Below are 20,465 nucleotides of genomic sequence, written 5' to 3' on the forward strand. Positions count from 1 at the left end.
TGAACAGTATCAAGTGGCTGGACGGTCCTGTGTCGCGGGACCTCGCTGGGCAAGGCCCTTGGTGCGGAAGGCTTCACCAGGAAGTGCAGGGAAGCCTTTGATCATGTGTTGATCGGTACGGCGGTTACTGCTGGTACTACGGCGTGTGACCGGACGCTGCTGATCAGGCGGTGCGGGCGCGGTTGCGGGCGGCACGGCGCTTCATGGCGCGACGCTCGTCCTCGCTCATACCGCCCCAGACGCCGGCGTCCTGGCCGGTCTCGAGAGCCCACTGGAGGCACTGCTCCATCACCGGACAGCGGCGGCACACGGCCTTGGCTTCCTCGATCTGCAGCAGAGCAGGACCGGTGTTCCCGATCGGGAAGAACAGCTCCGGGTCCTCTTCGCGGCAGACAGCGCGGTGGCGCCAGTCCATGGTCGTCCAACTCCTCCTGCCGCGGGGGGTGGCCCGATCGGCATAATCGAATGGCTTGTGAATGTGAACGCTTTCACGAATCCCACAACAGCAAAAGAGACCAAAGGCCCGCCGGGCCCGGGTGGTCTGTGCTGAGGGGGATTCGGCGATTCGAGGGACACTCCGCGGTCGGCGCTCCTGTGGTTCCGGAGTTGCCGTCGCTGCGATGCGTCCCGATCGCCATGTAGAGGTTCGCAAACCTCGGGCTCGGATACAACCCCCTTCGGGGAGGAATTTTTGATTCTTCGGTGTCGCCTAGCTCACAGCCAGTACTTCTATGGAGTGAAGGGGGCTTGTGCGTTCGAGAAGAAGGGCGAACCCCCCTTCCGGTCACACAATCACACGCAGTGCCCGCCGTACGCCTGTGAAACTGACGCGCCTCCGGTCTCCAAGATGGTCCCCGTCGACCTGGAACGGGACCGGTTCCTGGGAAACCAAGGTGAAGTGTCTGACGTCGTGATAGGAGACGACGTGTTTTCCGGACGGGCCGAGCGGCGGGGCGCCGTCGCCCGAAGGCGCGTGCGACCGCAGGATCTGACGGACCGTTCGAGCCGTACCGAACGCCGTCATCCGGGTGACGCCGAAGACGTCCAGATCCGTGTCGAAGGAGGCGAGGGGCGAGGGGTAGACCGGACGGTTGCCGAGGAACGTCCACGGCGAGGTGTTGCTGACTATGGCCAGCACCAGGCCCGGAACGGCTTCGTGGCCCGGGAGTTCGAGCGTCACGGGGCCCGAGCGGCGCTGCTCACGCTGGGTGAAGTAGTGCCGGAGCGCCTGCCCGACGTAGAGCGCGTGGGTGGACTTGCGACCGGCGCGGCGCTGCTCCTCGACCCGGCCGACCACCCCGGCGTCGAAGCCGAGGCCGGCGGTGAAGGTGAACCAGCGGTCGGGCAGCCCCTCGGTCATCGCCTTGCCCAGCCCGATCGGCCGCTCGCGCCCCTGCTCCAGCGCGTTCAGCAGGGCGCCGGTGGCCTCCACCGGGTCGTTGGGCAGGCCGAGCGCGCGGGCGAAGACGTTGGTCGAACCGCCCGGCACCACGGCCAGCCGCGGGACCTTCTCGCCCGGGCCGTGGCACAGCAGCCCGTTCACCACCTCGTTGACGGTGCCGTCACCGCCCAGCGCCACCACCAGGTCCACCGTGCCGTCCGCCGCCGCCTCACGGGCCAGGTCGCGCGCGTGGCCCCGGTACTGCGTCTCGGCGACCTCCAGCTTGAGATCGCTGCGCAGTGCGTGGATCAGTACGTCCCTGGTCCGGCCACTGGTGGTGGTGGCCTTGTGGTTCACGACCAGGAGAGCGCGCATGGGGGAAAGCCTACGGGGCGGTACGGACCGAGCGGCGGCTACCCTGCTGGAGTGACCGCAGAATCCTCCGCCCCCGCACCCGCTCGCCCGGTTCCGCTCACCCTGGGCGCCGCCATCACCGCCCTGGAGGGCGCCGCGCTGGCCGTCGTCGGTGTCTCGGACATGGTGTCCGCGCTGTCCGGGCAGGCCAAGCAGCTGGCCCTGAACGAGTTCGGCGGCCTGGTCATCGTGCTGCTCGGGGTGCTGCCGGTGCTGGCCGCCCGGGCGCTGCTCAAGGAGCGCCGCTGGGGCCGCAGCCCGGCCGTGCTGACCAACTCGATCTGCCTGCCGGTCGCTTACTACATGGTCCAGAGCGGCGGCGCGATGATCGCGGTGGGCGTGCTGGTCGGCCTGCTCGGACTGGTGGGCATCGGCGCCCTGCTCAACCCGAAGTCCACGGCGGCGCTCTACGCCCCGCGGGAGGACTGAGCGCTCCGGGGCCGCAGGGAGGCCCCGGACGCCCCGGACAGCCGGACGGCCGCCACAGCGGGAGCTGGGCGGCCGTCGGTGTTCCTGCGCGTGGTCACTCCTCCACGAGGAGCTTCTCCCGCAGCTGGGCCAGCGTCCGCGCCAGCAGCCGGGACACGTGCATCTGGGAGATCCCCACCTCGGTGGCGATCTGCGACTGGGTCATGTTCCGGAAGAACCGCAGCACCAGGATCTTCTGCTCGCGGGGCGGCAGTTGGGCCAGCAGCGGCTTGAGCGACTCGCGGTACTCGACGCCCTCCAGTGCCTCGTCGGTGGCGCCCAGAGTGTCCGCCACGGCCGGCGACTCGTCGTCGCTGTCCGGCACGTCCAGGGACAGCGTGGAGTACGCGTTGGCGGACTCCAGGCCCTCCAGCACGTCCTCCTCGGAGATGCCAAGGTGCTCGGCCAGCTCGTGCACCGTGGGGGAGCGGCCGTGCCGCTGGGAGAGCTCGCTGGTCGCCGTGGTGAGCGACAGCCGCAGCTCCTGCAGGCGGCGGGGGACGCGCACCGCCCAGCCCTTGTCGCGGAAGTGCCGCTTGATCTCGCCGACGATGGTCGGCGTCGCGTAGGTGGAGAACTCGACCCCGCGCTCGTGGTCGAAGCGGTCCACCGACTTGATCAGTCCGATGGTGGCGACCTGGGTCAGGTCGTCGAGCGGCTCGCCCCGGTTGCGGAAGCGCCGGGCCAGGTGCTCGACCAGCGGGATGTGCATCCGCACCAGCTGGTTGCGCAGCTCGACGCGCTCCGGGGAGCCCTCGGGCAGCGCGGACAGCCGGACGAACAGCGCGCGGGCGGCTTCCCGGTCCGGCGCGCCGGTGCGGTGCGAGCCCTGGGCTGGCACGGCGCCGTGCAGCTCCGCGGCCTCCTCCGCCGGTTCCGGCGGTTCCGGCAAAGGAGCGGAGGCGGGCGTCGGCTCGGTCGGGTGGCTCATCCGGTGGGCGTCCTTCGGGTGCGCTTCGTCGTTGGCGGCGAGGCCGGAAACGCTCGCCTGGGTCGGTACGGCAGGTCCCGCCGTCGCGAGGCCGGTACGGTCCAGATCACTCACGGCCATTCCCCCGTTCCGTTCCGGGAGCACCGGGGCCGTCGGCCCCGGAATCGTCTCGTTGGTCGTACCGCCCGGGGGCGGTACCGGGAGCCGCCCGTCGGGCCCCGGTAGGGGAACGGCGGACGGCCCTTGCAGGGTGCTGCTCGGTGCCCGTCAGTGAGCGGCGGACCCGCCGCGCTTCTTGTGCAGGCTGATCGACACGGTGTTGTCCTCGGCGACCGAGGAGTCCACCTCGCCGGCCAGCGCGGAGAGCACCGTCCACGCGAAGGTGTCGCGCTCGGGCGCCCTGCCGTCCGTGGTCGGAGCGGCGACGGTCACCTTCAGCGAGTCGCCGACCAGCCGGAACTCGCAGGACAGCACGGAGCCCGGCACCGCCTGCTGGAGCAGGATGGCGCAGGCCTCGTCGACCGCGATCCGCAGGTCCTCGATCTCGTCGAGGGTGAAGTCCAACCGGGCTGCGAGCCCGGCCGTCGCTGTTCGCAGCACGGAGAGATAGGCCCCCGCCGCGGGCAGCCGGACCTCCACGAAGTCCTGAACTCCGAGATCGCTGTCGATCTTGGACACCCTTGCCTCCTGGGTGACGCGCTGAACTTGCTTGGTACCCCCGGAGGGGGGCGTCCTCCGCACCCGGTGCGGGAGTTACTCATGGTAAGGCATTACCACGCAGGGTGGCAGGGCCTTTGCGGGTACTCCGTGCGTCCGTTCAACGGCTTCCGGCGGCCCGGAGTGCCTCGTCGGTGAGCCGGTAGACGGTCCATTCGTCCATCGGCACCGCGCCGATCGACTTGTAGAAGTCGATCGAGGGCTGGTTCCAGTCGAGCACCGACCACTCCACCCGCGCGTAGCCGCGCTCGACGGCGATCCGCGCCAGCTCCAGCAGCAGCGCCTTGCCGTGGCCGCCTCCGCGGGCCGCGGGGCGGACGTACAGGTCCTCCAGGTAGATCCCGTGGGTGCCGCGCCAGGTCGAGAAGTTGAGGAACCAGACCGCGAAGCCGACCGGCTCGCCGGTGGCGTCGTCCTCCGCGATCAGGCCGAACACCGCCGGATTGGCGCCGAACAGCGACTCGCGCAGCTGCTCCTCGGTGGCCACCGCCTCCTGCGGGGCCTTCTCGTACTCCGCCAGCTCGCGGATCATGGCCAGGATGACGGGGACGTCGGTGACGACGGCGGTGCGGATCATGCGGCGAGCCTACTGCTCGGACCCGCTCTCGTCCCAGGCCTGGACGGAGGTCTGGTCGACGATCCGGCCGTCCCGCAGGTTGGCCATCGACGCCATGAGCACCCGCACCCCGTCGGGGTAGTGGCAGGATTCGAGGAACGCGAGGTGGTCGCCCTCGACCACCACCTGCTCCAGCTTGTGGGTCATCTCGCGGCTGTAGACGTCGTCCAGCATGGCGCCGATCTCGTCCCGCCCGTGCATCACCAGGGGGTGGCTGGGCTGGGTCTTGCGGTCGACCACGCGCAGCTCGGCGTCCTCGGCGTACAGCGCCAGCAGGGCCTCGGCGTCGCAGCGTTCGATGCCCTCGCGCAGCGCTCGGGTGTCGAAGGCGGCGGGGGCCGCCATGGTGCTCATGGTCTCGCTCCTCCGGTCGGGTTCCCTCGGCCTCGCACCTTCGAGCGTACGCCCGACGGGGGGCTTCGAACGGGGCTCCGGTCCGGCCGATCGGCCGCCCGGCCGCCCGGCCGCCCGGCGGCCGGTCAACCGGCCGGGACGGTGCGCAGGAAGTCGGCCAGGGTGCTGATCGCGGCCGGGTTGCGCGGGCTCTCGACCAGGTCGACGTAGTCCATGACGAGGATCCGGTCGTTCCTGATCGCGGAGACGTTCGCCAGCGGCGGGAAGGACTTGAGGAAGGCCCGCTTCTCCTCGGCGCTCGGCGTCGCGTAGCTGTTGATCACGATCACCTCGGGGTCGCGCTCGACCACGCTCTCCCAGCCGGCGGTGACCCAGGTGTCCGCGAGGTCGCCCATGATGTTGGTGCCGCCGGCCCTGGCGATGACGGCGTTCGCGGCGGCGAACTTCCCGGCGGTGTACGGCTTGTCCTGCCCGCTGTCGTAGAGGAAGACGGACGGGCGGTGCCCGCGCTGCGGGACGGCGTCGATCTTCGCCCTGGACTCGGCGATCAGCCGGGCGGCGCGGTCCTCGACGTCGAAGATCTCGCCGAGGTTGGCCAGATCGGTGTAGAGCGCGTCCAGCGGGTCCATCACCCCGCGTTCGCCGCTGCTGCCGCTGCGGCAGGACTCGCTGAGCACGTACGAGTCGATGCCCAGGTCCCTGAACGCCTGCGGGGTGACGCCGCTGCCCTCGTCGAAGCCGTAGTGCCAGCCGGCGAACACCAGGTCGGCCCGGGCGTCCAGGGCGATCTCCTTGGTGAGCACCTTCCTGGAGAGCCAGGTGGTCTGCTGGTAGCCGTCCTTCCAGGCGACCCGGTCGACCCGGCCCTTGTCGTCGGGCATCACGTAGCCGGCCATCCGGTCGGCGAGGCCGAGGGAGAGCGTCAGTTCGGTGATGTTGACGTCGTTGGTCACCACCCGGGCGGGCTTCCGTGGGAAGGTGTGCCGCTCGCCGCAGTTCGTGACGGTCACCGGGTAGTGGGCGGAGGCGGTGCCGGCCTCCCGCGGAGCGATCTCGGCGCCGCAGGCGGTCAGTCCGAGGGTGAGCAGGGCGGTGGAGGCAACGGCCTTGGTGCGCATGGGGGTTCTTTCGGGTCGGGGCGGTCTCGGGGCTTCAGGGGAGGCGGTCGAACAGCAGTTGGAGGGCGCCGGTCTCCGGATGCCGGACGGGGGCGGCCCGGACACCGAACACCTCGGCCAGCAGGGCGGGTCGGAGCACCTCGGCGGGCGGCCCGGCCGCGGCGATCCGCCCGGCCGCCAGCACGTACAGCCGATCGCAGTGCCCCGCCGCCAGGTTGAGGTCGTGCAGCGCGGTGAGCACCGTCGGCCCGGCCTCGCGGGCGAGCGCCAGCACCTCCAACTGGTGGGCGATGTCCAGGTGGTTGGTGGGCTCGTCGAGGACCAGCAGGCGCGGCTCCTGGACCAGGGCGCGGGCGAACAGCACCCGCTGCTTCTCGCCCCCGGAGAGGTTCAGGAAGCCGCGTCCCGCGAGGTGTTCGGCCCGGACCTTCCGCAGTGCGGCGGTGCAGCGCTCCCGGTCCTCGGCGCTCGGCCCGCCCGGGCCGCGCCGGTGCGGCAGCCGGCCCATGGCGACCACCTCGGCAACGGTGAAGTCGAACTCGGCGGTGTGCTCCTGGGTCAGCGCGGCCACCCGGGTGGCCGCCCGGCGCGCGGTGAGCGCGTGCAGGTCGTCGCCGGCCAGCCGGACGGTCCCGCCGGCCGGCCGCAGCACCCGGTAGACGCAGCGCAGCAGGGTCGACTTGCCGCTGCCGTTCGGGCCGATCAGCCCGACCACCTGGCCGGCGGCGGCCGCCAGGCTCACCTCGTGGACCAGCCGGGCGCCGGCCAGCTCCACCGAGACGCCGTCGACGGAGAGTTCCTCGGCCCCGGCCACCCCGGCGGTCCTCGTCGCCCCGGCGGTTCCCGTCACCCCGTCGGCCCCGGTCACCGCCCGCCCCCGAGGGCCTGGCCGCGGCGGCGCATCATCAGCAGGAAGGCGGGCACCCCGAGCACCGCGGTGAACACCCCGACGGGCAGTTCGGCGGGTGCCAGCAGGGTGCGCGAGGCGATGTCCACCCAGACCAGCAGCAGTGCCCCGGCCAGCGGCGCGACCACCAGCACCCGGCGGTGAGCGGCGCCGACCAGCATCCGGGCCAGGTGCGGCACCAGCAGTCCGACGAAGCCGATCGCCCCGCTGACGGCGACCACGGTGCCGATGACGGCGGCGGTGACCGTGAAGAGCTCCCGGCGCAGCCGGTCCGGGTCCACGCCGAGCGAGGCGGAGGTCTCGTCGCCCATGGCGAGCGCGTCCAACCGCCCGGCGGCGCAGGTCAGATGGGCCAGCCCGGCCAGGACGGTGCCGGCGGCGATCGGCACCGACCCCCAGGTGGCGCCGCCGAGGCTGCCGAGCAGCCACATCATGGCGTCCCGGGCGGCCTCGGCGTGGTCGGCGGAGAAGACCATCAGGGTGGTGGCGGCGGAGAAGCCGTAGGAGAGGGCGGTGCCGGTGAGCACCAGCCGCAGCGGGGTGAGCCCGTACGCGGTGCGGGCGGCGAGGTAGACCAGCGCCATGGCGGCCAGCGCGGAGCCGAACGCGGAGACGGAGATCGCCCACACCCCGAGCGAGGCGAAGGCGCCGAACAGCAGCACGGCGTTGGCGCCGACGGCCGCGCCGGAGGAGATGCCGAGCACGAAGGGGTCGGCGAGGGCGTTGCGCACCAACGCCTGGACGGCGACCCCGGTGGCGGCCAGTCCGGCCCCGACCACGGCGGCCAGCACGGTGCGCGGAAGCCGGATCTCCCAGACGATCGCGTACCCGGCGGCCTCGTCGGCGTCCAGCCGGCCGCCCGTCAGCCCGGCGCCCAACAGGCGCAGCACCCGGGGGAGTTCGATCCCGGAGGAACCGAAGGCGACCCCGCAGACCAGGGAGAGCAGCAGGGCGGCGGCGAGGCCGAGGGCGAGCGGGACGGTCGGTGTTCGGCGAACGGGGTCGTTCACGTGCGGTGTTCGGCGAACGGGGTCGCTCACGGCGGTCGCGCCTTGCCTCGGGCCGCGGGGTGTGCCGGGGCGGGCGCCGGCCGGGGCGTGCCCGGGCGCCTTCCCCTCGCAGTCCACGGCGAGTTGTCGGGAGTTCAGCGACCGGGGGCGATCGGGCTGGCACGGGGGTTCGGGCCGTGCTCACCGTTGCGGGTCAGCGCCGGATTCACACCGGACTTCTCCCTCGGACGCCCTGGCAGCATAACAGTCACTCATGCTGATCAGTCCTTACCGGGGCGGATCGCACGTGAACGCACGACCGCCCCCGTCCGACGGAGCGGACGGGGGCGGCTGGGTGGCGACGTGTCAGGCTCAGGCCTGCTTGGTCTCCCAGAAGATCTTGTCGACCTCGGCGATCAGGTCCAGCAGGGCCTGGCCGGTGGCCGGGTCCGTGGACGCCTTGGCGGCCGAGGCGGCCTTCAGGGTGTCGTTGATCAGCTTGTGCAGCTGCGGGTACTTCTCGAAGTGCGGCGCCTTGAAGTAGTCGCTCCACAGCACCGAGATGTGGTGCTTGACGGCCTCGGCGCGCTGCTCCTTGATGATGATGGCGCGGGCGCGGAAGTGCGGGTCCTCGTTGGCCTGGTACTTCTCCTGGGTGGCCTTGACCGACTCGGCCTCCAGCTTGGCCTGCGCCGGGTCGTACACACCGCACGGCAGGTCGCAGTGGGCGTGAGCGGTGGCACGCGGTGCAAACAGACGAGAGAACATGGGAGTCCTTCCTTAGATCGTCTTCCCGCGCCCGAGACTACCCTTCCGGCCTCCGGGTTTCGCGGCCGGGCGGTGGGCGTAGGGCAAAAGGCGGACCTGTAACCGGGGTAATCCGGACATCGAACGGTGACGGTCCGTGCGGCAGACTGGGGGCGGGCGGTCCAGGAGGAGGAGTCGTGGCGCGGAGCACGGAACCGCAGGGCGGCGCGGGCGGCGTGGTGCCGTTCGGGCTGGTCGACGTGGCGGGCCCGTCGATGGTCCCGACCCTGCGCGAGGGCGACCAGTTGCTGGTCCGCTACGGCGCGCCGATCCGGCCCGGCGCGGTGGTGCTGTTCCGGCACCCCTTCCAGCAGGACCTGCTGGTGGTGAAGCGGGCCGCCGAGCGCCGACCGAAGGGCTGGTGGGTGCTGTCCGACAACCGCCCGGTGGACAGCGACAGCCGCAGCTACGGCCCGGTTCCGGACGAGCTGGTGCTCGGCCGGGTGCTGCTGCGGCTGCGTCCGAGCCCGGCCTGGCTGGCGCCGGGCCGCGGGCTGGAGCGGCTTTTGCTCGGCCCCCGGCTGTCCCGGCTGCCGGGCCTGGCCCGCCGCCTCGGCGTGTGGGTCGAAGAGGTCTGACCCGAAAGGCCCGGCTGGCCCGGCTAGTTCCCCGGGTGCAGGGCGGCCTCGGCCTCCTGGCGCTTGCGGGCCCGGTACGCGGCGACGTTGGCGCGGGTGGCGCAGCGGTCGGAGCAGTAGCGGCGGGAGCGGTTGGTCGAGGTGTCCAGGTAGGCGTTGCGGCACGGCGCGGCCTGGCAGATGCCGAGCCGGTCGGCGCCCAGCTCGGTGAGGTGGACGGCCAGGCCCATGCAGGCGACGGCGCTGAAGTGCGCGGTGGCGGTGGGCGAGTTGTCGGCCAGGTGCAGGTGCCAGCGCGGCCGGCCGGCGTCGTCCGGGTAGTCGTGCCCGGAGACCAGCGGGCTGACGGGGTACTCCATCAGCAGGCTGTTCAGCAGGTCGACGGCCCGGACCTCGTCGCCCTCGGCGGCGGCCTCGAAGACCCCGCGCAGCCTGGTCCGCACCGCCCGCAGCCGGGGCACGTCGGACTCGTCGGCCAGCGCGGCGGCACGGGCGGAGTCGGAGAACAGGGCGCGCACGGCGTCCACCGAGATCAGCGTGTCGGTGCCGCGCTCGGGTTCCTCGGTGTTCACCAGCCGAACGGCGAGATCGGCGTACGAGGCGAGCTCCACGGCGGTCCTTCCAGGAATCATCGGTAACGGGCTGACTGCTTCCAGCCTATTACCCGGCTGGGGAAAACGGCGGCGCCCGGCAGGAAGTCGTCTGCCGGGCGCCGACCGTACGGGCTCAGAGCACCTTGGAGAGGAAGGCCCTGGTGCGCTCGTGCTGGGGGTTGGTGAGCACCTCGCGGGGGTTGCCGGACTCGACCACCACACCGCCGTCCATGAACACCAGCGCGTCGCCGACCTCGCGGGCGAAGCCCATCTCGTGGGTGACGACCACCATCGTCATGCCCTCCTCGGCGAGGCCGCGCATGACGTCGAGCACGTCGCCGACCAGCTCCGGGTCGAGCGCCGAGGTGGGCTCGTCGAAGAGCATCAGCTTGGGCTTCATGGCCAGTGCGCGGGCGATCGCCACGCGCTGCTGCTGGCCGCCGGAGAGCTGCGAGGGGTAGTTCCCCGCCTTGTCGGCGAGGCCGACCCGCTCCAGCAGGGCCATCCCGCGCTCCCGGGCCGCGGCCTTGGTCTCGCCCTTGACCTGGACCGGCGCCTCGATGACGTTCTCCATGGCGGTCATGTGCGGGAACAGGTTGAAGCGCTGGAACACCATGCCGATGTCGCGCCGCTTCAGGGCGACCTCGCGGTCCTTGAGCTCGTGGAGCTTGTCGCCCCGCTGCTGGTAGCCGACCAGCTCGCCGTCCACCCAGAGGCGGCCGCCGTTGATCTTCTCCAGGTGGTTGATGCACCGCAGGAAGGTCGACTTGCCGGAGCCGGACGGGCCGATGAGGCAGAACACCTCTCCCTGCCTGACCTCCAGGTCGATGCCCTTGAGCACCTCGACCGGGCCGTAGGACTTGTGCACGTTCTCGGCGCGGACCATCGGCTCGGCGGAGGCGGCGGGGGTCTTGCTCAGCTCGGTCATACGTGACCACCTCCCTCGAGGCCCGGGACGACGTCGGCGTTCGTCTTCGGGGTGGGCTTCCCGGCGAACAGGCCCCGCAGTCGCTGCAGCGGAGTGGGCGGGAGGGTGCGGTTGGAGCCTCGGGCGTAGTAGCGCTCGATGTAGTACTGGCCGATGGTCAGCACCGAGGTGAAGAACAGGTACCAGAGGCTGACGACGATCAGCAGCGGGATGTTCTGGTAGTTCCGGGAATAGATGACCTGGCCGGCCCGGAAGATCTCCTCCAGGGAGATCACGGAGACCAGCGAGGTGGTCTTCAGCATCGAGATGGTCTCGTTGCCGGTCGGCGGGATGATCACCCGCATGGCCTGCGGCAGGACGATCCGCCGCATGGTCTGGAACCGGCTCATCCCGAGCGCGTGGGCGGCCTCGGTCTGGCCCTCGTCGACGGACTGGATGCCGCCGCGGACGATCTCCGCCATGTAGGCGGCTTCGTTGAGGCCGAGGCCCAGCAGCGCGGCGACGAAGGTCGGGATCAGGACGTTGGTCTGCTCGGACCAGAACTCCGGTCCCCACGGGACGCCGATCGACAGCTTGGCCCAGATCAGGCCGAGGAAGTTCCAGAACACCAGCTGCACCAGCACCGGGGTGCCGCGGAAGACCCAGATGTAGACCCAGGCGGTGCCGGCCAGCAGCGGGTTCGGCGACAGGCGCATCACCGCGAGGACGATGCCGCCGACCACACCCATGAGCATGGAGAGGGCGGTCAGCTCCAGCGTCACGAGCAGGCCGTGCATGATGCTGTCGTGGAACAGGTACTGCCCGACGATGTCCCACTTGAAAGCGGGGTTGGTGAAGAGGGCGCTCAGCAGCATTGCCGCGAGCAGGGCGATGACGACAGCGCCCGCCCAGCGTCCGGGGTGGCGAACCGGGACGGCCTTGATGGTCTCAGGCCGTCCCTTCTCCGCCGCCCCCTTGTCCAGAGAGTTCACGGTGTGGCCTCGGGGGAGAGATGAAGCGTACGAGAGGTCAGCTGACGGCGCCGTTGACGGTCGACTTGTCGAGGGCACCGGCCTCGACGCCCCACTTGGTGAGGATCTGCTTGTAGGTGCCGTCGTCGATCAGCGACTGGATGGCGCCCTGGACGGCCGGCGTGAGCTTGGAGCCCTTGGCCAGGGCGACGCCGTAGGGGGCCACGCCGTAGGTGTCGCCGAGCTTCTCCAGCTGGCCGCCGGACTGCTTGATCGCGTAGTCGACGACCTGGGAGTCGGCCATCATCGCGTCGTCGCGGCCGGAGACCACGGCGTTGGTGACGTCCGTCTGGAGGTCGAACTTGTCGCCGTCGTTCTGGATGCCCGGCTTGCCGGCCTTGGCGCAGTCCGGGTTGCGGGTGTCCTTGATTTCGTCGGCCTGGGTGGTGCCGGTCTGGACGGCGACCTTCTTGCCGCAGAGGTCCTTCGGGTCGATCTTGTTGGGGTTGCCCTTCTTGACCGCGATGGCGCTGCCGGAGTTGAAGTAGGTCACCATGTCGACGACCTGCTCGCGCTCCTTGTTGTCCGTGAAGGACGACATGCCGAGCTGGAACTTGTTCGACTGGATGCCCGGGATGATCGCGGTGAAGCCGGAGTCCTGGACCTCGGCCTTCAGGCCGAGCTTGGCGGCGATGGCGTCGGCGAGATCGACGTCCATGCCGATGACCTTGCCGCTGTCGTCCTTGAACTCGTCCGGGGCGTACGAGGCGTCCGCGCCGACCACGAGCTTCCCGGCCGACTTGACGTCCGCGGGGACGAGGGCGACCAGCTTGTCGTCGGCCTTGACCGCGTTGACGGTCGCGGAGGCGTTGGGGGCGCCGCCGCCCTCACTGCTCTTGCTGCTGCTGCAGCCGGACAGCACGAGGGACACGGACACGGCGGCCACGCCGGCTGCGAGGAGGCGGGTGCGCTGGGTGCGGGCGGTCATGAGGGGGATCTCCTCCTGGGGAGAGAAATCGGGCGGAGCGCGCCGCGGGAGCGGCGCACCGGGGCAGCTGGCCGTACGGAGCCGTACGGGTGGGTATGTCGCTGTACGTCGTCGTACGGGCGTTGCCGGTGGTGCAGTTGCCTGGGCATACGGGGGCCGCCCAGGGTGGTGCCGGGTACTGCTTCCGCCACCCTCCGCCGAGGTGGACGTCGACCTGAACCGCCTCGACCAGTGGCCGGCTCGATCCGAGATGGGGGGAATCCTGCCATCTGAGGACGGTCAGATGGCCCTCATTCAGATCAAAATCGGATAACAAGCCCTCGCGCTGTCCGCTATTCGGACGGATCGCGTGCCCCTGTCACCCTGCGTATAAGTATGCAGATCTGCCTGTACTCTGCCCGGCCGCCCCGCCGGGTCGCCCACCCGACGGGGCGGCCCACCGGCGCGGGCTCAGATGCCCCCGTTCACCACCGCGTTCTGGGCCGCGCCGGCGCTCACGTTCCACTTGGCGAGGATCTTGTCGTACTCGCCGCTGCGGATCAGCTGGTCCACCGCCTTGGACAGGGTGTCGCGCAGCTCGGTGTCCCCCTTGCGCACCGCGATTCCGTACGGGTTGGAGGTGGACTGGGTGCCGGCCACCTCGAAGCGGTTGCCGCCGTCGGTGGTCTTCACCGCGTAGGCGGCCACCGGGAAGTCGTTCAGGCCGGCCGCGGCGGCGCCGGAGGAGACCTCGGCCAGCGCCTTGGCGTCCTCGTCGAAGCGGTGCACCGTCAGCTGGCGGCCGGTGCGGGCGCAGACGGCCGTCTGCCGGGTGACGATGTCGTCCTGGTTGGTGCCCTGCTGGAGGGCGACAGTGCGGCCGCACAGGTCGTCCATGGTCCGGATCCCCTTGGGGTTGCCCTTCGGGACGACGATCGAGGCGCCGGCGATGAAGTAGTCCACGAAGTCCACGCCCGGGTTGACCTGCTTGCCGTTCTCGTCCAGGCCCTCGCGGCGCTGGCGGATGTCGCTGAGCGCGGACATCGCCACGTCGAACTGCTTGCCCTGCAGGCCCGGTATCAGTTTGTCGAACGGGGTGTCCACGAACTCGACCCGCACGTCGAGGATCCGGCCGAGGGCGGCGGCGAGGTCCGGGTCCAGCCCGGTCGGCTTGCCGTCCGGTCCGCGGAACTCCACCGGCGCGTAGTTGACGTCCATGCCGATGCGCAGCACTCCGGCCGAGCGCTGGGCCTTGGGCAGTTTGGCGCGGACGTCCTTGACCGGGTCGCTCGCGGCGGCCTGCCCGCCGCCACCGCCGCACCCGGTGAGCAGCAGGGCTCCGGCGGCGGCCAGGGCGGCTCCGGCGAAGGCCGGACGGCGGGCATGGAGGAGGTGAGGCATGAGGGCTGCTCCTGGGGGGCGGACCGCGGTTGCCGCGGTGCCGCGCTCGTGTACGCGGAATGGCGACATGCGATCTTGCCATCCCACCCTGCCGGGCCCGGCCCCGGGTGTGTCAGAATTCGGTACCGGGTGATCCCCGAACGCTCGAACCAGACCGACGAGCCCCGACAGGTTCGGGCGCCCGGGACCGGAAGTCATCACGTGGCTCCGTATCCGGGGCGCCGACTCCCCAACGGGTCTGCGTTCACTCCTGCGGGTGCGCGTGCCGCCACACCGTTGCCGCCGCCGGGGCCCGGCGCTTCCGACGTCGGATCCCAGTTCGACGCGACAGCACGGCGGTGAACGGCACGTGACGAGGACGAAAAGGCACAGGTGCGATGCCTCCGTCCGACCTACGCTCGGCCCGGTAGCACAACGCGGATCAAGACAAGACCCCATAAAAACCCTCATCCGAGGGCGCCACCCGACGGCAGCGCCCCACCCCGCCCCCGGGTCCGCTTCGGCGTACCCGGTTTCCGGCTTCCGGACGGGGCCGCTCTGCCCGTCGGCCGCGCACCTCGCCAGAACAATGACGAAGAGGTCATCGTGGCAGCGGAGATCATCAGCAGCACCCAGGACACCGACGATCCGGTCGACGCCGTTTTCGCGCTCCACCGCGGCGGCAAGATGGAGATCCGGGCGACCGTGCCGGTGCGCGACGCGGACGACCTGTCCCTCGCCTACACCCCCGGTGTCGCCCGGGTCTGCACGGCCATCGCCGAGCAGCCGGAGCTGGTCAACGACTACACCTGGAAGTCCAACACCGTCGCGGTGGTCACCGACGGCACCGCGGTGCTCGGCCTCGGTGACATCGGCCCGCAGGCCTCGCTCCCGGTGATGGAGGGCAAGGCCATCCTGTTCAAGCAGTTCGGCGGCGTGGACGCGGTGCCGATCGCGCTGGCCTGCACCGGGGTGGACGAGATCGTCGAGACGGTGGTCCGGCTGGCCCCGTCCTTCGGCGGCGTCAACCTGGAGGACATCTCCGCCCCGCGCTGCTTCGAGATCGAGCGCCGGCTCCAGGAGGCCCTGGACATCCCGGTCTTCCACGACGACCAGCACGGCACCGCGATCGTCACCACCGCCGCCCTGTGGAACGCCGCCGCGGTGACCGGCCGGGAGATCGGCTCGCTGCGGGCCGTCATCTCCGGCGCGGGCGCGGCCGGCATCGCCATCGCCAAGATGCTGGTGGCCGCGGGCATCGGCGACGTGGCCGTCTGCGACCGCAAGGGCGTCGTCCACCAGGGCCGCGAGGACCTGACCGACGTCAAGGCCGAGATCGCCGAGCAGACCAACCGCTCCGCCCTCAAGGGCTCGCTGGCCGACGCGCTGGCCGGCGCCGACGTGTTCATCGGCGTCTCCGGCGGCACCGTGCCGGAGGACGTCGTGGCGACCATGGCCGAGGGCGCGTTCATCTTCGCGATGGCCAACCCCAACCCGGAGATCCACCCCGAGGTGGCCCACAAGTACGCGGCGGTCGTCGCCACCGGGCGCAGCGACTTCCCGAACCAGATCAACAACGTGCTGGCCTTCCCGGGCATCTTCGCCGGTGCCCTGCAGGTGCGGGCCTCCCGGATCACCGAGGGCATGAAGCTGGCCGCCGCCAAGGCGCTGGCCGGTGTGGTGGCCGACGAGCTGACGCCGCAGAAGGTCATCCCCTCGCCGTTCGACGAGCGGGTCGCCCCGGCGGTCACCAAGGCCGTGGCCGAGGCCGCCCGCGCCGAGGGCGTGGCGCGGATCTGACGGCCTGACCGACCCCTGGGATCGAGGGGTGGCCCCCCCCCGAGGGGGGACCGACCAGCCTGAGGCCGGGACACGCGTCACACGTACGCGTGGTTCCCGGCCTCGGCCGTCCCGGCTAGTGTCCGGGGCATGTTTGCTGCCTATGCCGCCCGTATCGACGCCGACGACCCGCTCAGCGGCCTGGAGTTGGGTGAACTCCCCGAGCCGCAGGCCCGCCCCGGCTGGAGCGTGGTGACGGTCAGGGCCGCCAGCCTCAACCACCACGACCTGTGGTCGCTGCGCGGCGTCGGCCTGCCCGCCGAGAAGCTGCCGATGATCCTCGGGTGCGACGCCGCCGGCGTCGACGAGGACGGCAACGAGGTCGTCATCCACTCGGTGATCGGCCAGACCGGCCACGGGGTGGGCCCGAACGAGCCCCGGTCGATCCTGACCGAGCGCTACCAGGGCACCTTCGCCCAGCAGGTGGCCGTGCCGACCTGGAACCTGCTGCCCAAGCCCGCCGAGCTGAGCTTCGAGGAGGCCGCCTGCCTGCCCACGGCCTGGCTGACGGCCTACCGGATGCTGTTCACCAACGCCGGGGTCAAGCCCGGTGACACCGTTCTGGTGCAGGGCGCCGGCGGCGGGGTGTCGACCGCGCTGATCGTCCTCGGCAAGGCGGCCGGCCTGCGGGTCTGGGTCACCGGCCGGGACGAGGCCAAACGCCGCCGGGCGGTCGAGCTCGGCGCGGACGCGGCCTTCGAGAGCGGCGCCCGGCTGCCCTCGCGGGTGGACGCGGTGATGGAGACGGTCGGCGCCGCGACCTGGTCGCACTCGGTGAAGTCGCTGCGCCCGGGTGGCACCGTCGTCATCTCCGGTGCCACCTCCGGCCCCAGCCCGAAGGCCGCCGAGCTGAACCGGATCTTCTTCCTGGAGCTCAAGGTGGTGGGCTCGACCATGGGCACCAAGGAGGAGCTGGCCGGGCTGCTGGCGCTGTGCGCCAACACCGGGGTCCGTCCGGTGATCGACTCGGTGCTGCCGCTGTCCGAGGCCCGGGACGGCTTCGCCCGGCTCGCCAAGGGCGATGTCTTCGGCAAGGTCGTGCTCAACCCCTGACGCGGTCGTGCTCGACCCCTGACGCGTGAAGGCCCGGTGTCCCCGGAGGAGGACACCAGGCCGCGGCTCGGATCAGCCGAGCAGCCGCTTCAGCCGCTCGCCGGCCGCGCCCAGCACCGAGCTGGCCTCGGCCAGCCGGTCGGCGTTCACCCCGCCGTCCCGGGCCGCGTCGCGGACCTGGTCGCGGAAGCGGTCGAGCAGCCGCTCCAGTTCGCGGGACGGCTCCCCGGCCGGGTCGGTGCGCGCCCACGGCGGCAGGTCGGCGGGGGTGGCCGTCGCGTCCTGGTCCTTGTCCAGGTCGATCCGGGTCACGGTGGTCCGATCGGCCGGTTCGGCCTGCTCCTCCGCCGTCGGGTGGCCCCAGCGGGCGGCGTCGGCCAGCCCGGCCAGGCCCTTGGTCAGCTCGGACAGGCCCTCGGCCAGCCCGGTCGGCCAGTCTCCCTTCGCGGCGTGCTCGCGCACCTGCTGCTCGACCCGGCGCTTGATCCGCAGCGCCTCCTGCTGGGCGGCGGTGCGGGAGGCCTTGGCCTGCTCGCGCAGTCGGCGGGCCTCCTCCTCGGCGGCCTTCGCCTTGGCCTTGGCGGCCCGCTCCTGCTCCCGGGCGCGCTTGGCCTGCTCCTTGGCCTGCCGCTTGAACTGGGCGAACTCCTCCTTGGCGCGCTGCCAGGACTCGTTGTCGCCCCAGGGGCCTGCCCACGGGTCGCCGCCGGTCCCGGACCCGGTGTCGCGCCCGGGCCGGGGGGCCTGCTTGGCGGCCTGCCACAGCTCCTCGCGCAGGTCCTTGGCGCTGTCCCGGACGTCCTCCCGGATCGCCCCGGCGAGCTGTGCCACGGAGTCGTGGATCTCCAGCTCCAGCTCGTCCAACTCACCCTGCCGGGCTTCGAGTTCGGCCCGCCCGGCGTCGGTCAGCCGGTAGACCTTGCGGCCGCCCTCGGTGCTGTGGCTGACCAGGCCCTCCTGCTCCAGCTTCGCCAGCCGGGGGTAGACGGTGCCGGCGGAGGGCGCGTACAGGCCCTGGAAGCGCTCCTCCAGCAGGCGGATCACCTCGTAGCCGTGCCGCGGGGCTTCGTCCAGCAGCTTCAGCAGGTAGAGCCGGAGCCGGCCGTGGCCGAACACGGGGGTCATCTCAGGCCTCCTTGGTGAGGTCGGGGCCGGCGGGCCGGTCGTCGCCGGGGGAGGCGGGGAGCTCCTTGGCCACCACCGGGGCGTCGTCCTCGGTGTCGGGGCGGCGCAGCACCGTCACCGCGCCGGAGACGGTGGTGACGTTGAGGCTGCCGCGGCCCTCGCCGAGCTGCCCGGAGATCTTCTTGGCGCCCCAGGTGCTGCTCATCTTGAGCTCGTCGAAGGTGCTGGAGACGTCGCCGCTGGTGGAGCCGGCCTCGACGGTGGCGTCGGCCAGCGAGGGGATCCGGACCACGACCGGGCCGCTGACGGTGTTGACCTTGACGTCGGTCTCGCCGGCCACGTCGAGGTCCAGGGTGACGGCGCCGGTGACGGTGTTGGCCTGGACCCGGTCGGCGGTGCCGGCGATCACGGTGAGCTGGCCGGAGACGGTGTTGACCTTGAGCTGGCCGCCGACCGCCTGGGCGTCGACGTCGCCGGTGACGGTGCTGGCGTCGATCCGCCCGGTGACCCCGGCCAGGGTGGTGTCGCCGCTGGCGGCCTGCACCGAGACGTGCCCGACGACGCCGGTCACGGTGGAGTGCGCCGACACGGTGCCGACCTTGACGTCGGTGCCGGCCGGGACGGTCAGGGTGACGTCGACGGAGCGCTTGCGCTTGAAGGAGTCGAAGAAGTTGCGGACCGATCCGACCGACTTGATCCAGTCGCCGAACTCGCCCCAGCTGTTGATGTCCTTGTAGGTGACGGTGAGGACCCCGTCGACCAGGGTCACGTGCAGCGCCTCGCCCTTGAGGCCGGTGACCTCCAGGCGGGCCGGGCCCTCGGCCGCGACCACGTTCACGGTGCCGTCGATGACGCGCACGTGCAGCGCGCGGACCGCGTCCTCGAAGATGGTCCTGCCCGGCCCGTCGATCGTCCACTGGCTCATCTCTGCCGCCTCCCGTCGCGGATCGCGATGTATCGCGTTCTCTTTCAAAGACGATATATCGCGTGCCGGGAAAAGCAAGCGGTTCGGCCCCGGGACGGGCCCGGAGCCGACCCGGAGCCGCCCCCTACGGGACACGCGGAGGGCCCGGGAGGCGGTTGCCTCCCGGGCCCTCGGTCCGGCGGCCGTCGCCACCGGGTCAGGACGTCACTCGTCGTCGTCCTCGTCGTCGAGCCGGGCCAGCCAGGTGGCCAGCCGCTCGACCGGGATCTCGAAGTCCGGGTTGAGGTCGACGAACTCGCGCAGGCGCTCGGCCAGCCACTCGAAGCTGACCTCCTCCTCGCCGCGCCGGCTCTCCAGCTCCTCGATGCCTCGGTCGGTGAAGTACACGGTTCGCTCCGGTCCGGTGGGGATTGACCTGGCCAGGATAGACCCGCCGGTCAGCCGGCCCGCCAGGTGCTGACGGTCACCGAGGCGGCACCCGTGGTCGGGTCGGCGGCGGTGATCGCGGCGATCGCGATGTTGCGGCTGTCCCGGTCGCGGATGCAGAGCAGCCGCCCGGGCGCGACCCGGTTGTACGTCAGGTCGGTGTCCGGCCGGGAGTCGATCGCGGCGGCGCACTGCTCGGCCGTGACCGTCGACTCGGTGATCACGGCGAAGTCCGACTTCTCGTCCCCCGCGCTCTCGAAGGAGTTGGCCTTGCTGCCGCTGCCGGTGTTGGTGACGCCCAGGCCCCACTTCAGGTCGCCGGAGCCGTTGTGCGGCACCACGGTGCCGGCGTTCAGGTCGATCCGGTACGCGTCCGAGGAGTACTCGGCGGCCGGGATCGAGAGCGCCTTCTTGTCCAGCACCAGGGTGTAGCCGACCGGCCGGGCGGGGGCCGAGACGGTGCCGGGGCCGGACTTCGAGGGCGCCGCGGACACCGGCACGCCGGGGGCGGAGGTGGTCGGGGCGGGGGAGGTGCCGTCCAGGGCGGGGGCCGGGTTCGGACTGCTGCTGCCGCCGCCCTGTCGGGTCGCGCTGTTGCTGCTGCTGCCCTTCCCGCCGTCGTCCAGCTTCTTCATCAGCACCACGCCGCCCGCGGTGCCGCCGACCGCCATCACCAGGGCGACCGTCACCAGCACCTTCCAGGAGACGCCGCCCCTGCGCTTGGCGTCCGCCTCGGGTGCCGGGGCGGCGGCGGTGACCACCGGGCCGGGCGGCGGGGTGTCGAAGGACGGCGGCCGCGCCCGGAGCGGGACGGTCGGCGGGGCGGGCAGCACCGGTGCGGTCGGCGTCTCGGTGGGAGGCTGCGGGGCGCCGTACGCGCCGAGCGGCGGCGGGGCGAAGCCGGACGGGGGCGTGGCCGGGTGCTGCGGCGGCCGGCCCGGGACGGTGCCCGGGTGGGTCGGCGCGCCGACCGGCTGCGGGGGAGCCGCCGGGGCCGCC

Annotated in this window: 22 protein-coding genes and 1 pseudogene; 4 read left to right on the forward strand and 19 right to left on the reverse strand. The window is 71.7% G+C overall.

Annotation, left to right across the window (positions count from 1 at the left end; all coding sequences use genetic code 11):
• Window positions 1-163: 163 nt before the first annotated feature.
• Complete coding sequence (locus HS99_RS31660; RefSeq protein ID WP_014138019.1) at window positions 164-415, reverse strand: WhiB family transcriptional regulator; 252 nt, start codon at window positions 413-415, stop codon at window positions 164-166.
• Between the two features lie 369 nt (window positions 416-784).
• The gene (locus HS99_RS31665; protein ID WP_030282192.1) at window positions 785-1,756 is read right to left on the reverse strand and encodes a diacylglycerol/lipid kinase family protein; all 972 of its coding nucleotides are present in this window, start codon (window positions 1,754-1,756) and stop codon (window positions 785-787) included.
• Between the two features lie 51 nt (window positions 1,757-1,807).
• Between HS99_RS31665 and HS99_RS31670 the strand changes: the two genes are divergently transcribed.
• The gene (locus HS99_RS31670; protein ID WP_030282190.1) at window positions 1,808-2,224 is read left to right on the forward strand and encodes a hypothetical protein; all 417 of its coding nucleotides are present in this window, start codon (window positions 1,808-1,810) and stop codon (window positions 2,222-2,224) included.
• Window positions 2,225-2,318: 94 nt separating this feature from the next.
• Here the strand turns inward: HS99_RS31670 and HS99_RS31675 are convergent, their stop codons facing one another.
• The 8 genes from HS99_RS31675 to sodN form a co-directional block, all read right to left on the reverse strand.
• Window positions 2,319-3,308 (reverse strand): RNA polymerase sigma factor SigF, encoded by a 990-nt coding sequence (locus HS99_RS31675; RefSeq protein ID WP_072656299.1) that lies wholly within the window; start codon window positions 3,306-3,308, stop codon window positions 2,319-2,321.
• A gap of 153 nt (window positions 3,309-3,461) precedes the next feature.
• A complete protein-coding gene (locus HS99_RS31680) occupies window positions 3,462-3,872 on the reverse strand; it encodes an ATP-binding protein (RefSeq protein WP_030282186.1) in 411 nt (136 codons plus the stop codon).
• A gap of 139 nt (window positions 3,873-4,011) precedes the next feature.
• On the reverse strand, window positions 4,012-4,488 hold the full coding sequence (locus HS99_RS31685) for a GNAT family N-acetyltransferase (RefSeq protein WP_030551300.1): 477 nt from the start codon (window positions 4,486-4,488) through the stop codon (window positions 4,012-4,014).
• 9 nt (window positions 4,489-4,497) lie between these two features.
• Complete coding sequence (locus HS99_RS31690; RefSeq protein WP_030282181.1) at window positions 4,498-4,881, reverse strand: nuclear transport factor 2 family protein; 384 nt, start codon at window positions 4,879-4,881, stop codon at window positions 4,498-4,500.
• A gap of 125 nt (window positions 4,882-5,006) precedes the next feature.
• Entirely contained in the window at window positions 5,007-5,999 is a 993-nt protein-coding gene (locus tag HS99_RS31695) for an ABC transporter substrate-binding protein (protein ID WP_030551302.1), read from the reverse strand.
• 34 nt (window positions 6,000-6,033) lie between these two features.
• Complete coding sequence (locus HS99_RS31700) at window positions 6,034-6,813, reverse strand: ABC transporter ATP-binding protein (protein WP_030551304.1); 780 nt, start codon at window positions 6,811-6,813, stop codon at window positions 6,034-6,036.
• Window positions 6,814-6,863: 50 nt separating this feature from the next.
• A complete protein-coding gene (locus tag HS99_RS31705; RefSeq protein ID WP_191898847.1) occupies window positions 6,864-7,946 on the reverse strand; it encodes a FecCD family ABC transporter permease in 1,083 nt (360 codons plus the stop codon).
• Between the two features lie 321 nt (window positions 7,947-8,267).
• Complete coding sequence (gene sodN / locus HS99_RS31710; RefSeq protein WP_030057980.1) at window positions 8,268-8,663, reverse strand: superoxide dismutase, Ni; 396 nt, start codon at window positions 8,661-8,663, stop codon at window positions 8,268-8,270.
• 254 nt (window positions 8,664-8,917) lie between these two features.
• Between sodN and sodX the strand changes: the two genes are divergently transcribed.
• A complete protein-coding gene (gene sodX, locus HS99_RS31715; RefSeq protein ID WP_050367129.1) occupies window positions 8,918-9,280 on the forward strand; it encodes a nickel-type superoxide dismutase maturation protease in 363 nt (120 codons plus the stop codon).
• Between the two features lie 23 nt (window positions 9,281-9,303).
• On the opposite strand, the gene HS99_RS31720 is transcribed toward sodX, so the two are convergent.
• From HS99_RS31720 to HS99_RS31740, 5 genes are all read right to left on the reverse strand, one after another.
• The gene (locus tag HS99_RS31720; RefSeq protein ID WP_030282171.1) at window positions 9,304-9,891 is read right to left on the reverse strand and encodes a CGNR zinc finger domain-containing protein; all 588 of its coding nucleotides are present in this window, start codon (window positions 9,889-9,891) and stop codon (window positions 9,304-9,306) included.
• A 115-nt stretch (window positions 9,892-10,006) separates the two neighbouring features.
• On the reverse strand, window positions 10,007-10,801 hold the full coding sequence (locus HS99_RS31725) for an amino acid ABC transporter ATP-binding protein (RefSeq protein WP_078867222.1): 795 nt from the start codon (window positions 10,799-10,801) through the stop codon (window positions 10,007-10,009).
• Entirely contained in the window at window positions 10,798-11,772 is a 975-nt protein-coding gene (locus HS99_RS31730) for an amino acid ABC transporter permease (RefSeq protein WP_046386090.1), read from the reverse strand. Before HS99_RS31730 ends, HS99_RS31725 begins: the two co-directional genes overlap by 4 nt.
• Window positions 11,773-11,809: 37 nt before the next feature.
• Window positions 11,810-12,739: an ABC transporter substrate-binding protein gene (locus tag HS99_RS31735; protein ID WP_046386089.1), complete on the reverse strand. Its 930-nt coding sequence runs from the start codon at window positions 12,737-12,739 to the stop codon at window positions 11,810-11,812.
• Between the two features lie 450 nt (window positions 12,740-13,189).
• Window positions 13,190-14,119, reverse strand: a complete 930-nt coding sequence (locus tag HS99_RS31740; protein ID WP_030282161.1) for an ABC transporter substrate-binding protein — start codon at window positions 14,117-14,119, stop codon at window positions 13,190-13,192.
• A 585-nt stretch (window positions 14,120-14,704) separates the two neighbouring features.
• On the opposite strand from HS99_RS31740, the gene HS99_RS31745 reads away from it, so the two are divergent.
• Together HS99_RS31745 and HS99_RS31750 are read left to right on the forward strand one after the other, a co-directional pair.
• Entirely contained in the window at window positions 14,705-15,898 is a 1,194-nt protein-coding gene (locus HS99_RS31745) for an NAD(P)-dependent malic enzyme (RefSeq protein ID WP_030282160.1), read from the forward strand.
• 129 nt (window positions 15,899-16,027) lie between these two features.
• A complete protein-coding gene (locus HS99_RS31750) occupies window positions 16,028-16,990 on the forward strand; it encodes a zinc-binding dehydrogenase (RefSeq protein WP_030282159.1) in 963 nt (320 codons plus the stop codon).
• A gap of 72 nt (window positions 16,991-17,062) precedes the next feature.
• On the opposite strand, the gene HS99_RS31755 is transcribed toward HS99_RS31750, so the two are convergent.
• The 4 genes and pseudogenes from HS99_RS31755 to HS99_RS44290 all read right to left on the reverse strand — a co-directional run.
• Window positions 17,063-18,115 (reverse strand): PadR family transcriptional regulator, encoded by a 1,053-nt coding sequence (locus HS99_RS31755; RefSeq protein ID WP_030551313.1) that lies wholly within the window; start codon window positions 18,113-18,115, stop codon window positions 17,063-17,065.
• A 1-nt stretch (window position 18,116) separates the two neighbouring features.
• Entirely contained in the window at window positions 18,117-19,040 is a 924-nt protein-coding gene (locus HS99_RS31760) for a DUF4097 family beta strand repeat-containing protein (protein WP_030282157.1), read from the reverse strand.
• Window positions 19,041-19,244: 204 nt separating this feature from the next.
• Entirely contained in the window at window positions 19,245-19,427 is a 183-nt protein-coding gene (locus HS99_RS31765; RefSeq protein WP_030282154.1) for a DUF6104 family protein, read from the reverse strand.
• Between the two features lie 50 nt (window positions 19,428-19,477).
• Window positions 19,478-20,465: pseudogene (locus HS99_RS44290) on the reverse strand (hypothetical protein); the annotation flags it as partial.

Origin of the sequence: Kitasatospora aureofaciens, from assembly GCF_001188955.3 — a bacterium.
In the GTDB taxonomy this organism is placed as follows: Bacteria; Actinomycetota; Actinomycetes; order Streptomycetales; family Streptomycetaceae; genus Kitasatospora; species Kitasatospora aureofaciens.

Bases quoted from the DNA above. Each gene is read 5' to 3' on its own strand.
- HS99_RS31660 (WP_014138019.1), bottom strand. From the start codon at position 415: ATGGACTGGCGCCACCGCGCTGTCTGCCGCGAAGAGGACCCGGAGCTG.
- HS99_RS31750 (WP_030282159.1), top strand. From the start codon at position 16,028: ATGTTTGCTGCCTATGCCGCCCGTATCGACGCCGACGACCCGCTCAGC.
- HS99_RS31760 (WP_030282157.1), bottom strand. From the start codon at position 19,040: ATGAGCCAGTGGACGATCGACGGGCCGGGCAGGACCATCTTCGAGGAC.
- HS99_RS31685 (WP_030551300.1), bottom strand. From the start codon at position 4,488: ATGATCCGCACCGCCGTCGTCACCGACGTCCCCGTCATCCTGGCCATG.
- sodX (WP_050367129.1), top strand. From the start codon at position 8,918: ATGGTCCCGACCCTGCGCGAGGGCGACCAGTTGCTGGTCCGCTACGGC.
- HS99_RS31665 (WP_030282192.1), bottom strand. From the start codon at position 1,756: ATGCGCGCTCTCCTGGTCGTGAACCACAAGGCCACCACCACCAGTGGC.
- HS99_RS31690 (WP_030282181.1), bottom strand. From the start codon at position 4,881: ATGAGCACCATGGCGGCCCCCGCCGCCTTCGACACCCGAGCGCTGCGC.
- HS99_RS31755 (WP_030551313.1), bottom strand. From the start codon at position 18,115: ATGACCCCCGTGTTCGGCCACGGCCGGCTCCGGCTCTACCTGCTGAAG.
- HS99_RS31695 (WP_030551302.1), bottom strand. From the start codon at position 5,999: ATGCGCACCAAGGCCGTTGCCTCCACCGCCCTGCTCACCCTCGGACTG.
- HS99_RS31725 (WP_078867222.1), bottom strand. From the start codon at position 10,801: ATGACCGAGCTGAGCAAGACCCCCGCCGCCTCCGCCGAGCCGATGGTC.
- sodN (WP_030057980.1), bottom strand. From the start codon at position 8,663: ATGTTCTCTCGTCTGTTTGCACCGCGTGCCACCGCTCACGCCCACTGC.
- HS99_RS31735 (WP_046386089.1), bottom strand. From the start codon at position 12,739: ATGACCGCCCGCACCCAGCGCACCCGCCTCCTCGCAGCCGGCGTGGCC.
- HS99_RS31740 (WP_030282161.1), bottom strand. From the start codon at position 14,119: ATGCCTCACCTCCTCCATGCCCGCCGTCCGGCCTTCGCCGGAGCCGCC.